Raw genomic sequence first — 13,750 nt, 5'->3', positions numbered from 1 at the left:
TAAAATTCTTATTAACTGTATTTCAAGATTTTAACATATTTTAGACTAATCGTGTTATAGTGTGATTTAGAGAGAAAAGGAGTGTGTCATCAATGAAAATGCCAAAAGAAATATGGTGGCTTGTAATTGGTATGGCAATAAATATTACGGGAGCGAGTTTTTTATGGCCACTCAACACGATTTATATGAGTCAAGCTCTAGGTAAATCGTTAAGTACAGCCGGTGTTGTATTAATGGTGAATTCATTTGGTATGATAGCGGGTAACTTGTTAGGTGGAACTTTGTTTGATAAGTTGGGTGGCTATCGAACAATCATGCTGGGTACGATTATCAGTTTATGTGCAACCCTCCTATTGAATTTATTTCACGGATGGCCATGGTATGCAGTTTGGCTCATTATGCTTGGATTTGGAGGCGGTATGATTATTCCGGCTATTTATGCAATGGCAGGTGCTGTTTGGCCACAAGGTGGGAGACAAACATTTAATGCCTTTTATTTAGCCCAAAATATCGGTGTTGCTTTAGGGGCAGCTTTAGGCGGTGTCGTAGCAGAACTTAGCTTTAATTATATATTTATGGCAAACCTTGCGATGTATGTTGTATTTTTCTTCATCGCTCTATTTAATTTCAACATGGATTACCATGCGACAGTTAAGCAACACGAAACGATTGAAGAAATTGCACATCTTCAGAATAAAAAGCATTTTAACGCACTTCTTTTATTGTGTGTCATGTTTGCTTGTTGTTGGATTACGTATGTTCAATGGCAAACAACGATTGCTTCATTTACACAAAGTATTGGCATTTCTATGAGTCAATATAGTTTATTATGGACCATTAACGGTGTTTTGATACTCATTGGTCAACCTTTAATTACACCCATCGTTCAATTTTTCAAAGGGCAGTTAAAAAAACAATTATATTTTGGTTTGTTCGTCTTTATATTATCCTTTTTAGTGACGAGTTTTGCCAAATCATTTTCAATTTATGTCGTAGGTATCGTCATTATGACGTTTGCGGAAATGTTTGTATGGCCTGCTGTCCCAACGATAGCAAATGCATTAGCACCAAAGGGTCGCCAAGGTGTCTATCAAGGTATCGTCAATTCAGCTTCGACTGTCGGTAAAGCTTTCGGTCCGCTAATCGGTGGGATATTAGTAGACCTCTATAATATGCAAGTGATGTTTTTATCTATGATAGGATTGTTAGTTATCGCAATGATTTTCTTGTCTATCTATGATAGAAAAGTGGATCCAAAGATTTTATATCATTAGCGATGCTAAAATGAGGCTTGCATATTTGTGTTAAATTTTTTAATATAGATAATGATTAAAGTCATCGGAAGCATAGTTTTAAACGGTTTCGTCTCAATGTTTATTTATAAGTGAAATGTTGAGTGGAATTGTGCTATTTTCAAGTGATTAAAATGGAGTAGTAACTTAACTGTATTTCTTAAGAGAGCTAGTGGTGGTGCGAACTAGTGAAAACATTAAGTGAACTTGCCAATGTAATTAAATAATAATTAACATCTCTAACTATTTTTAATGAAGTGCACGTTTAGCGTGAATAAGGGTGGTACCGCGGCATGAGTCGTCCCTTACCATTGAAGAATAGTTCGAGATGTTTTTTTATGAATAGGAGGATTTAGTAGTGAATTACAATCATCGAGAAATTGAAAAAAAGTGGCAAACGTATTGGTTACAAAACAAAACTTTTAAAACAGAAGATCATTTAGGTCAAAAGAAATTTTATGCATTAGATATGTTCCCATATCCTTCAGGAGCGGGTTTACATGTTGGGCATCCAGAAGGCTACACTGCAACTGACATTTTGTCACGTTATAAAAGAATGCAAGGTTACAATGTGCTTCATCCGATGGGGTGGGATGCGTTTGGTTTACCTGCAGAGCAATATGCATTAGATACGGGTAATGATCCAGCAGAATTTACGCGTACAAACATCCAAACTTTTAAAAGACAAATTCAAGAGCTTGGTTTTAGTTACGATTGGGATCGTGAATTAAGTACAACAGATCCAGACTATTATAAATGGACGCAATGGATTTTTATTCAATTGTATAAAAAAGGTTTAGCTTATATCGATGAAATTCCAGTAAACTGGTGTGAAGCATTAGGTACGGTTCTATCAAATGAAGAAGTTGTAGATGGTGTATCTGAACGTGGAGGACATCCCGTTGTACGCCGCCCTATGAAACAATGGGTGCTCCGTATTACAGAGTATGCGGATCGTTTGTTAGAAGATTTAGATGATTTGGATTGGCCAGAGTCACTTAAAGACATGCAACGAAATTGGATTGGTCGTTCAGAGGGTGCCAAAGTTATTTATAAAGAAGCGAAATCGGAAAAAGCGATTGAAGTGTTTACGACGCGACCTGATACAATCTATGGTGCCACTTTCCTAGTATTAAGTCCAGAGCATGCTTTAGTCAATGAAATAACAACGACTGAACAATCGCAAGTAGTCAAACAATATCAAGACGAAGCAGCTAAAAAATCTGATTTAGAGCGTACGGATTTAGCGAAAGAAAAAACGGGTGTCTTTACAGGTGCTTATGCGATTCATCCGATGACAGGCGAACAAATTCCAATTTGGATTGCAGATTATGTGCTCGCTTCTTATGGTACTGGCGCGGTAATGGCTGTTCCTGGACACGATGAGCGTGACTATGAATTCGCTGAGACTTTTAATTTACCAGTTAAAACAGTTATCGATAATGACGCTGACACACCTTACTATACGGGTAATGGTCCGCATATTCATTCTGAAGCGCTAAATGGTCTTGAAAATGAAGATGCGATTGCGAAAGCGATTCAACTCCTTGAAGAAAAAGGTGTCGGTGAAAAGAAAGTTAATTATAAACTTCGAGATTGGTTGTTTAGTCGTCAACGTTATTGGGGTGAACCGATTCCGATTATTCATTGGGAAGATGGTTCAATGTCAACTATACCTGAAAATGAATTACCATTATTGCTTCCTAAAACGGATCAAATCAAACCTTCTGGTACAGGTGAATCTCCATTAGCAAATATAGACGATTTCGTGAATGTTACAGATCCTGAAACAGGCATGAAAGGGCGTCGAGAAACCAATACAATGCCACAATGGGCTGGAAGTTGTTGGTATTATTTACGCTATATTGATCCTAAAAATGATCAAATGTTAGCAGACCCTGAAAAATTGAAACATTGGTTACCTGTTGATTTATATATTGGCGGCGTCGAACATGCGGTATTACACTTACTCTACGCGCGTTTTTGGCATAAAGTGCTTTATGATTTAGGTGTGGTTCCAACTAAAGAGCCATTCCAAAAATTATTTAATCAAGGTATGATTTTAGGTGAAGGTCATGAGAAAATGAGTAAATCGAAAGGAAACGTCGTAAATCCTGATGATATTATTGTTTCTCATGGGGCAGATACTTTACGACTTTATGAAATGTTCATGGGACCTTTAGAAGCTTCAATCTCTTGGAGTGAAAAAGGTTTAGATGGCTCACGTCGCTTTTTAGATCGCGTTTGGCGTTTATTCGTAAATGAAGATGGTACATTAACAGATAAAGTTGTTGAAGATGAGACGCCGGCATTACAAAATGTTTATCATCAAACAGTTAAAAAAGTAACGGAAGACTTTGAATCTCTTAACTTTAATACAGCAATCAGTCAATTAATGGTATTTATCAATGATTGTTATAAAGCAGAGACGATTTCTCGTGCTTATGTAGAAGGTTTTGTTAAAATGCTAGCACCGATTGCACCACATTTAGGGGAAGAATTGTGGTCAATTTTAGGACATGAGACAACGATTACTTACCAACCATGGCCTAGTTATGATGAATCCCTTCTTGAAGCTGCAGTTGTTGAGATTGTACTACAAGTCAACGGCAAAGTGCGTGCGAAAGTTGAAATTCCTAAAGATCTGTCAAAAGAAGAAATGGAACAAATGGCATTAGCTAATGACAGTGTAAAAACAGTAATTGAGGGTAAAGAGATTAAGAAAGTGATTGCGGTTCCGCAAAAACTTGTTAATATTGTTGCGAAATAATTGAAAGGATGAGAAAGCGTGAAAGAGATCAGTGTCGATCAATTAAAAGAAATGATTATGAGCTCAGAACCTGTTCATGTCATCGATGTTCGTGAAGATGAAGAGGTTGCGATGGGAATGATTCCTGAAGCGGAGCATATTCCAATGAATAAGATTCCTGAAAAGCTCGAAGATTTTAATAAAAATACAACATATTATGTCGTTTGCGCTGGGGGCGTTCGAAGTGCAAAGGTTGTAGATTATTTAAATCAACATGATATTGATGCGGTCAATATCGAAGGTGGTATGCACGCATGGGGCGATGGGGGCTTAGAATATAAACGCATCTAATGATGTGTCGCTTCAAGGTGGACAGGGATAACGAAGGATTTTCCAGTGTTATCCTGTTTCCTACCTTATATAATTTAATATGATTATTAAAGAAGAGTTAAAAGACGAGTCTGGGACATAAATACCAAAATAAATAGCTCGAAGATGATTTTGATAAAAATCATCTTCGAGCTTCCTTTTTATTATCATGCTTCGTATTATATAGGCTCGCTTTCCGAGGGGACAGCCTCAGCCTGTAGTCTTCGGCTCGTCCTGTTCCCTCAGGAGTCTCGCTATAAATACTTCGCTTATATATATGTAATCATTCACCATTATACTTAAAAAAATAAGGCACTTTCGTATAATTTAATTCATCACAACAAAAACTAAACTAACGAGGTGCCTTATGTATAAAGATTATAACATGTCTCAATTAACTCTACCAATAGAAATATCTATTTTAATTCCTGATAAGGAAAAAATCCGAGATTTTTCGTTTTTTACGAAAACCTCGGATTTCATCGATTATTGAGACATTTTTGTTTCAGCCTCGTCTTTATTTTGGAATATTAAACAATGTAACAGTGATTATTCTACAAATCCTGCAAAGTAGCCTGCAACATAACCTGTTACCAATGCACTTGTTATATTATATCCCCCGGTGTAACCATGAATATCTAAAACTTCACCGCACAAAAATAAACCAGGTGCCAACTTTGATTCCATTGTGCTCGGTACAATTTCTTTAATATCAACACCGCCACCTGTGACAAATGCCTTTTCAAGGGGGAGGGTTCCATGTACATCGAAAGTAAAGGCTTTTAACAAATGCGTGAGTTCAGCCAATTTTTGTTGGCTTAAATGATGATAAGTCGTTTGAGGGTCAATGTTCGCTTCATCTATTATAAAAGATAAGTATCGTTCTTCGATAAGTCCCTTGAGTGCATTTTTAATATGTTTATCAGGTTGAGATTTTAATTTTTGTTCAATTTGTTGTTTTAATGCATCTTCTTTAACATCAGGAAAAGCATCAATTTGCATTTTAATATGTGTTTGGTGTTGTGCTTTTTGTTCATAATAGACGAATTGACTACATCTTAAAGCAGCAGGACCACTAATACCAAAATGAGTAAAGATCATATCCATTTGGTGAGTGATTCTTTTTTTACCATTTTTTCTTAATACTGAAAGCCCAACATTACTCAAGCTAAGCCCTTTTAATTGTTGCTTTTTAATAAAAGGGGCATTTGATTTAATAGGGACTTCAGTTGGGAAAAGTGGTGTAATATGATGACCCAATGCCGTAGCGAAACGGTAACCATCTCCAGTAGAACCTGTTTGTGGGACACTTGTGCCACCTGTTGCAATAATAATGGATTTAGCTTGATATGTTGTGCCATCTTGCAACTTGACTATAAAATAGCCTTCGTCTTGCTTTTCAACGGATGTCACCACATGTTGTTCTTTAATAGTGACATGATGATCATGAAGTGTTTTGATGAGTGCATCTAAAACATCTTGTGATTGATTCGATACCGGAAACATGCGTCCATGATCTTCTTCTTTTAAAGGCACACCCCGTGTTTCAAAAAAATCTATAATGGATTGATTATCGAAAATAGAAAAGGGACTATATAAAAATTTACCGTTTCCTGGTATGTTTTTAATGATCTCAGCATAGGGGAGACGATTCGTTACATTACAACGCCCTCCACCAGAGATTTTTAATTTGCGACCTAAACCTTTCTTTTTTTCTAGTAATAGGACGGACTTACCATGTTGGCTCGCTGATATTGCAGCCATAAGCCCACTGGGTCCACCGCCGATGACGATTGATTGATACATATTGTAAAAACCCCTTAAAGTTGATATTTTGATTTTAACATATCTTTATTCGGTGTATAATAACCATATTGTGTTATAATTTGAGTTTGAAAAATTGAAGAGTAGGTAGGTTGGCTATGAGTGAAAATAAGGAATTGGTAAGAGGAACTTTTTTACTCACATTAAGTATCCTCATTACTAAAGTTTTAGGTATCATTTATATTATTCCGTTTTATCGAATTATCGGTGGCGCCGATAATTTAGCGCCTTTTAACTATGCGTATGGGCCATACAATATCGCGATAGCGGTAGCGACAGCAGGTGTTCCGCTTGCAGCATCAAAATATGTGGCAAAGTATAACGCATTAGGCGCATATCGTGTCAGTCAAAAGTTATACAAATCGAGTTTTGTGGTGATGAGTATCACCGGTATTTTAGGCTTTTTAGCACTGTATTTGTTATCTCCAACAATTGCGTCAATAACAATTGCAAACAATACCGATCAAAAAGCAGGTTGGACAGTTGATCAAATAACATCTATTATTAGAACAATTAGTTTTGTGGTGATTTTTATACCTGTACTTGCAACTTGGCGAGGTGTTTTCCAAGGTTATAAATCTATGGGGCCAACTGCGCTTTCAGAAGTGACAGAACAAATTGCGCGTATTATTTTTATCCTTTTAGGAAGTTATCTTGTATTGAACGTTTTTGATGGTTCAGTCTTATTAGCTAATGGTATTGCAACTTTTGGTGCGGCAATTGGGGCAATTGCAGGTATCTTGACACTATGGTGGTACTGGATTAAACGTCGTAAAGGGATACATGAAATGGTTGAATCCGATACGACAGGAATCGATGTTTCGTATAAACATATGTACAAAGAAATTATATCTTACAGTATTCCTTTCGTTATTGTGAGTTTGAATTTTCCATTATTTATGATTGTTGACCAATTAACTCACAATCATGCTTTAGCGATTGCTGGGGTTGAAACACGTTTACAAGATATGTTCTTTACCATGTTAAACATGACGACAAACAAAATTGTCATGATACCTACGTCTTTAGCGGCAGGTTTTGCGATTAGTTTGATCCCTTTTATTACAAAAACGTATGAAAAAGGTGATTTTAGAGAGATGCATCACCAAATTCAAACGGCTTTAGGTGTCTTAATGTATATTACTGTACCTGCAAGTTTAGGGATTATGTCTCTAGCTGTGCCACTATATACTGTTTTTTATGAATATAGTATTGATGGCAGTCGATTATTGTTTTATTATGCACCTGTTGCAATTTTAATTTCTTTATTAAGTGTCACTGCTTCAATGCTTCAAGGTATTGATAAGCAGAAACTCACTGTTTTTATCATTTTAGGTTCTGTCGTATTGAAATTTTTATTAAACATGCCGCTTATTATTATGTTTGAAACAGCTGGTGCGATTTTAAGTACTGCAATTGCATTACTCTTTGCGATTTTATGTAATTTTGTTGTATTAAAAAAATATGCGCGTTTTAAATTTTATGACACGCTTTTAGATACATGTAAAATTTTATTCTATGGCTTTTTAATGATGATTATCGTAGAAGCTATCTATTACGTATTGCAACTCTTTATTTCTCCAGCGAGTCATGTAGGTGCATTCATCATAACTGTGATTTGTGCAGTTATTGGTGCATTAATCTACGGTGGTATTACAATCAAAACGAGACTTGCAGATAAGTTTTTAGGTAATATTCCAAATAAAATTCGTCAAAAAGTTGGTTTCTTATAATGAGAATTGATAAGTTTCTCTCTCAAATGGGATTCGGTACACGTTCTGAGGTCAAAGTATTAATTAAAAAAGGTTTTGTAACTTGTAATCAAGAGCGTATTAAAAGTCCAAAGTTTCAAATCGATGCGGATACCGATTTAATAGAAGTGAATGGTGAAAAGGTTCAATATGAACCTTTTCAATATTTAATGATGAATAAACCTAAAGGCGTTATTTCAGCAACCGAAGATCCAGTCCATCAAACGGTTATTGATTTAGTGAAGGACGATTCACATTTAGATTTATTTCCTGTAGGTCGATTAGATAAAGATACGGAAGGCTTATTGTTCATTACTAATGATGGGAAGTTTAATCATGAATTAATGAGCCCGAACAAGCATGTTACAAAAACTTATTGGGTTGAAGCTAAAAAACAACTTGAAATGTCGGATATTACCGCTTTTGAAAAAGGAATCACTTTAAAAGAAGGATTACTCAAACCTGCGCAATTAGAAATATTAGAGCCTCCTAATACGGCACTTGTTACGATTCAAGAAGGAAAATATCATCAAGTTAAGCGGATGTTTCATGCGATTAATAATGAAGTGCTGGCATTGAAGCGGATAGCCATTGGTGATGTTCAATTGGATGAGACGCTAAAGCCAGGTGAATGTCGGGCGTTGACTGCTGAAGAATTAACTACGCTTTATCCCACTTTGAATCCAAAAAATTAATGTTTAATTCTTTGTTAGCCGGGTAACCTTACACTAAACAAAATTGAGGTGATATCATGGCTAAATCTGGAAAATTTTTAAGAGCGGCTATCGGTATTGGAAGTGCTGTTGCTGCAGTTGTACTTTCTAATAAAGATAACCGTGACAAATTAAAAAATGAATATAACAAGTATAAAGAAAACCCAGAAGATTATAAAAAACGTGCACAAGAAAAAGCTTCGCAACTTGGTGAAGCTGCGACACAAGAATTTAATAAAGTGAAAGAGGATCCAAAAGCTTATGTAAATGAAGCTAAGCAAGATCCAAAAGGTTTTATTAATAATAAAAAAGAACAGTTGTTAAATAACGATACTAAAGACACAACGGATAAAAGAGCAGCCAAATTCGATGATGAAGGCGGCGGTAATCCAGCAAATAATTTGCGTATTGTGACTGAAGAAGAATTGAATAATAAGAATCAATCATAATGTAAAGGATTTGTGAAACGATTAATCATTTTGGTGTACTTTCATTCATTTAACTAGATGACGAATGACATATACGTCTAAACGACCAATAGTGATTGCGTTATTTCATCGCTTTACAATGACTTTCTAGGGTTGAGAAATATTACAAATTTGACTACAAAGTTGTTTTGTATCAAAAATTCTAAAACCCTAGTTCATTCAAATTGAAGACATTTCAATTTGAATTTGTCGGCGAATCAGTATTTGGTGTATATCAAGTGAACTGGTTCGTTTTTTTATTCAATAAAAATAAAAAGGAGTGTCCGCGTGCTGATGAGGACAGATGGCGCTTCGTCTGTCGCAAACGATTGATTATGTTTGAAAAATAAAATGTGAGTCCATCAATTTTACTGTTGTTTATTGAATAATTCATGTAGAATAGAAAGTACAACTATTAAAAAGGAAGAGATGATCAGCATGTGGAGAGAAAAAGTACAAGAATATGAAGCGCAAATGATCGAAGACTTAAAAGGACTTTTATCTATTAAATCCGTACGTGATGATGCAGCAGCTACCGCAGAAGCACCAGTTGGACCTGGTCCAAGAGCGGCATTAGATTATATGTATCAACTCGCTGAAAGAGATGGATTTAACACATTTGATACAGATCACTTAGCAGGTCGTATTGAGATTGGAAAAGGTGAAGAGTTGTTCGGAATTTTAGGTCATGTCGACGTTGTGCCTGCTGGAGACGGATGGGATACAGATCCATTTGACCCGGTTGAAACGGAAGACCGCATTATTGCACGTGGGACATTAGATGACAAAGGGCCAACCATCGCCGCATATTATGCAGTTAAGATTCTTAATGATATGAATGTGGATTGGAAAAAAAGAATACATATTATCATTGGAAGTGATGAGGAATCTGATTGGAAATGTACAGAGCGCTATTTTAAAACAGAGGAAATGCCGTCCATCGGTATTGCACCAGATGCAGAGTTCCCGTTAATTCATGGTGAAAAAGGAATTACAACTTTTGATATTAAACAACGAACATTAGCGCTTGATGAAGATGAACCTGAAATTGAGTTGCAACAATTTGAATCTGGTGAACGTTACAACATGGTGCCTGATAAAGCACATGCGCATATTTTAGTTAAAGAAAATATGACGGACACGATTCAACGATTTGAGGCATTTTTAACAGCGCATCAATTGACAGGAGAACATGAAGTTGACAGCGGAATTTTAAAATTAAGTGTGTACGGTAAGGCTGTACATGCAATGGATCCAGCTATCGGTGTCAATGCAGGATTATATTTAATTCATTTCCTAAATACATTAAACTTAAATCAATCTGCGAAAGCATGGGCAGCATTGAGTGACCAATACTTATTTGAGTCACATTTCGGAGAGAAAATGAATATGCAATTTCATTCTGATGAAATGGGCGATGTCACTACTAATCCTGGTGTGATTCGTTATGATCGTGAAAATGGAGGTACTTTTGGTATTAACCTACGTTATCCAGAAGGCTTTGATTTTGATACTGCGATTGCAGCATTTGAAAAAGAATTGGTAGCAAAAGGTTTTGAACTTGAATTGCATAAAGTCCAAACACCACACTTTGTAAATCCAGATGATCCATTTATTCAAAAACTATTAACAGCCTATCGTAACCAAACAGGCGATATGAAACCGTCATTTACAATTGGTGGCGGGACATATGCCCGTAATTTAGATAAAGGTGTCGCATTCGGAGCAATGTTTGATGACTCTGAAGATTTAATGCACCAAAAAAATGAATATATTACTAAGAAGCAGTTATTCAACGCAACGAGCATTTATTTAGAGGCCATTTATTCGGTTTGTGTGGAGGGATAAGTATGACAAAAATATTATTGAATCAAAGTTTTGTCGATGAAAGTGAAGCAAAAGTACCTTTTAACGATAGAGGTTATAATTTTGGCGACGGCATTTATGAATATATCCGCGTTTATGACGGTAAATTATTTACTTCAAAAGAACACTTCGAGCGTTTGTTAAGAAGCGCGGCTGAAATTGGTTTTGATTTAAATCATACTGTTGAATCTTTAACAGAGCTTGTACGTGAATTAGCTGAAGTGAATCAAGTTGTTAATGGTGGCATTTATATACAAGTGACACGTGGTGTTGCACCTCGTGATCACGCGTTTCCTACGCCACCTGTTGAACCCGTTATCACAGGTTTTGCTAAACACTACGATCGTCCCTATGAAGCACTTGATGAAGGTGTCTCTGCAGTCACTACAGAAGATATTCGTTGGTTAAGATGTGACATTAAGAGCTTAAATCTTTTAGGTAATGTATTAGCTAAAGAATATGCTTCGAAATATAATGCAATTGAAGCCATTCAACATCGTGATGGTGTTGTAACAGAAGGTGCATCAAGTAACGTCTATGCGATTAAAGATAACGTTGTTTATACACACCCAGTAAGTCATCTTATTTTGAATGGGATTACACGACAAGTGATTAAATGGGTTTGTGAAGATGAAAACATTACAATGAAAGAGGAACCTTTTACGGTCGCATTTTTGAAAGAGGCTGATGAAGTTATCATTTCAAGTACCTCTGTAGAAGTAATGCCGATTGTCACTTTAGATGGTGAAGCTGTAAACGATGGGAAGGTTGGCCCAATCACACGCCAATTACAAAAAGGTTTCGAACGTTATATCCGTTCACATTCACATTAAAAAATAAATCTAATTTAATTTATGATATTTTTATGAAATTTTGTGTTGCACAAAGGTAAAAAGTCACATTTTGTGTCCCATTTTTGGTTGAAAAAAAAGGCCAATAATTATAGAATTTAACTTGAGTGCAAAACGTGAACAGAAATAAAATCATTGAAAATTGATGATGTAAATATGGCTCTTGAATAATTTTTCATGAGCCTTTTCTAATTGGAAAGTGAGGTGAGTGAGTTGTGGAGCAGTTTTATCAGTTAGGATGGACGCTTGACTCTGCTGGCGGGGCATCAGGGGAAGCTTATATGGCTGAGCAAGATGGGCAAAAACTGTTTTTGAAACGAAATTCGAATCCGTTTATTGCAGCATTATCAGCTGAAGGTATTGTTCCAAAATTGGTTTGGACGAAGCGGATTGAAACGGGTGAAGTAGTCACTGCGCAACATTGGAAAAATGGGCGTGAATTAACTTCAAATGAAATGGCTCAAGATAGAGTGGCCTATTTATTAAGAAAAATCCACCAGTCAAAACCACTATTAACGATGTTAAAACGTATGGAAATGGCACCTATCACGCCTGAAATCATGCTGAATAAAATTAATGCTTCTTTATCGAGAGAAGTATTGACACATCATGTCATTCGTAAGGCTTTGACTTATTTAGAAGAGCATATGCCTGAATATGATCCACGTTTTTATACGGTGGTCCATGGTGATGTTAACCACAATAACTGGTTATTATCGGATACAGATGAACTTTTCTTAGTTGACTGGGAAGGTGCGATGATTGCCGATCCAGCGATTGACATCGGAATGTTGCTCTACAACTACGTACCTGAAACCCAATGGTCTGAATGGTTTGATATATACGAGGTAAAAGAAACCTTAAATTTAAAAAAACGAATGAAATGGTATACCGTCATTCAATCTATCGGTATGGTTCAGTGGAACGAAGAACATAAACGTTATAAAGATATGAACACGTGGCTTAAATTTTTAAATCAAGTGATGGGAAGTAACGTTTTTATATAAGGAGAACGAATCATGAGAATGAGAAATAAACCGTGGGCTGAGTCCTATCTGATTGAGCATAGTGATATTGTCGATTTGGACGGTTCACACGCACAAGAAGTCAGTAACTGGTTTGAAAAGTCACAGCCTATTCATATTGAAGTGGGCTCGGGCATGGGTAAATTCATCACGACACTTGCAAGTCAAAATCCGAATATTAATTATGTAGCGATTGAGCGAGATAAAAATGTGATGATTCGTGTGTTAGATAAAGTCAATGCGTTGAAACTGACGAATATCAAATTATTGTGTAATGATGCGATAAAGCTAACAGATTATTTTAAAAATGATGAAGTTGATAGAATCTATCTTAACTTTTCTGACCCATGGCCTAAAAAACGCCATGCTAAACGACGTTTAACTTACCCAACATTTTTAGAAATCTACGAGCAAATCTTGAAAAATGATGGGGAGCTTCATTTCAAAACCGATAACCGTGGATTATTTGCATATAGTTTAGAAAGTATGTCGCAATATGGCATGTACTTTACTAAAATCAATTTAAACCTACATCAAGAAGATGAAGGTGACAATATACCAACAGAATACGAACATAAATTTGCTGAAAAAGGCTCTAGAATTTATCGCATGGAAGCCAAGTTTCACAATAAAAATCAATGATGAAGGATCGGGCTGATAAGCATGTCAATGTTTATCAATCCGATTTTTTGCGGCTGTACACTTTATATGGTGGTTATGTGTCTATAATAATTAAGTCGCAAACTTCCGATTGCTTCTTCGAGTCTCGCTTTCCCAGGCGCCTTACCTCAACTAATTTTGGCTTTTATTGTAGCTCATAAGAAGCCAAAATGGATTTTCGGT

11 protein-coding genes and 1 other annotated feature are annotated in these 13,750 nt (G+C 36.1%); of the genes, 10 read left to right on the top strand and 1 reads right to left on the bottom strand.

Translation table 11 applies throughout. From position 1 onward, the window contains the following. The first annotated feature begins 92 nt into the window (after nt 1–92). From HMPREF1208_RS05555 to HMPREF1208_RS05545, 3 genes are all read left to right on the top strand, one after another. A complete protein-coding gene (locus tag HMPREF1208_RS05555) occupies nt 93–1,274 on the top strand; it encodes an MDR family MFS transporter (RefSeq protein ID WP_016425383.1) in 1,182 nt (393 codons plus the stop codon). A 138-nt stretch (nt 1,275–1,412) separates the two neighbouring features. After that, nucleotides 1,413–1,601: a binding site (T-box leader), on the top strand. A gap of 49 nt (nt 1,602–1,650) precedes the next feature. Continuing rightward, complete coding sequence (gene leuS, locus HMPREF1208_RS05550) at nt 1,651–4,062, top strand: leucine--tRNA ligase (protein WP_016425382.1); 2,412 nt, start codon at nt 1,651–1,653, stop codon at nt 4,060–4,062. Nucleotides 4,063–4,080: 18 nt separating this feature from the next. Beyond that, the gene (locus HMPREF1208_RS05545; RefSeq protein ID WP_016425381.1) at nt 4,081–4,392 is read left to right on the top strand and encodes a rhodanese-like domain-containing protein; all 312 of its coding nucleotides are present in this window, start codon (nt 4,081–4,083) and stop codon (nt 4,390–4,392) included. Nucleotides 4,393–4,959: 567 nt separating this feature from the next. Here HMPREF1208_RS05545 and HMPREF1208_RS05540 read toward each other — a convergent pair. Next, nucleotides 4,960–6,216: an NAD(P)/FAD-dependent oxidoreductase gene (locus HMPREF1208_RS05540; protein WP_016425379.1), complete on the bottom strand. Its 1,257-nt coding sequence runs from the start codon at nt 6,214–6,216 to the stop codon at nt 4,960–4,962. Between the two features lie 116 nt (nt 6,217–6,332). On the opposite strand from HMPREF1208_RS05540, the gene HMPREF1208_RS05535 reads away from it, so the two are divergent. The 7 genes from HMPREF1208_RS05535 (at nt 6,333) to trmB (ending at nt 13,549) form a co-directional block, all read left to right on the top strand. Further along, complete coding sequence (locus HMPREF1208_RS05535) at nt 6,333–7,967, top strand: putative polysaccharide biosynthesis protein (protein ID WP_016425378.1); 1,635 nt, start codon at nt 6,333–6,335, stop codon at nt 7,965–7,967. After that, complete coding sequence (locus HMPREF1208_RS05530; protein WP_016425377.1) at nt 7,967–8,680, top strand: pseudouridine synthase; 714 nt, start codon at nt 7,967–7,969, stop codon at nt 8,678–8,680. The genes HMPREF1208_RS05535 and HMPREF1208_RS05530 overlap by 1 nt, the downstream gene beginning before the upstream one ends. A 56-nt stretch (nt 8,681–8,736) precedes the next feature. After that, entirely contained in the window at nt 8,737–9,147 is a 411-nt protein-coding gene (locus HMPREF1208_RS05525) for a YtxH domain-containing protein (RefSeq protein ID WP_016425376.1), read from the top strand. 456 nt (nt 9,148–9,603) lie between these two features. Further along, the gene (pepV, locus tag HMPREF1208_RS05520; protein ID WP_016425375.1) at nt 9,604–11,013 is read left to right on the top strand and encodes a dipeptidase PepV; all 1,410 of its coding nucleotides are present in this window, start codon (nt 9,604–9,606) and stop codon (nt 11,011–11,013) included. 2 nt (nt 11,014–11,015) lie between these two features. After that, nucleotides 11,016–11,864, top strand: coding sequence for a D-amino-acid transaminase (dat, locus tag HMPREF1208_RS05515; RefSeq protein ID WP_016425374.1), 849 nt, complete (start codon nt 11,016–11,018; stop codon nt 11,862–11,864). A gap of 233 nt (nt 11,865–12,097) precedes the next feature. Next, nucleotides 12,098–12,889 (top strand): phosphotransferase family protein, encoded by a 792-nt coding sequence (locus HMPREF1208_RS05510; protein ID WP_016425373.1) that lies wholly within the window; start codon nt 12,098–12,100, stop codon nt 12,887–12,889. A gap of 12 nt (nt 12,890–12,901) precedes the next feature. Then, nucleotides 12,902–13,549: a tRNA (guanosine(46)-N7)-methyltransferase TrmB gene (trmB, locus tag HMPREF1208_RS05505; protein WP_016425372.1), complete on the top strand. Its 648-nt coding sequence runs from the start codon at nt 12,902–12,904 to the stop codon at nt 13,547–13,549. Nucleotides 13,550–13,750 lie beyond the last annotated feature (201 nt).

This window comes from Staphylococcus sp. HGB0015 (assembly GCF_000411275.1).
Classification (GTDB): domain Bacteria; phylum Bacillota; class Bacilli; order Staphylococcales; family Staphylococcaceae; genus Staphylococcus; species Staphylococcus schleiferi.
Note: the sequence above shows the minus strand (reverse complement) of the source record. Positions and strands in the feature narration are given on the sequence as shown.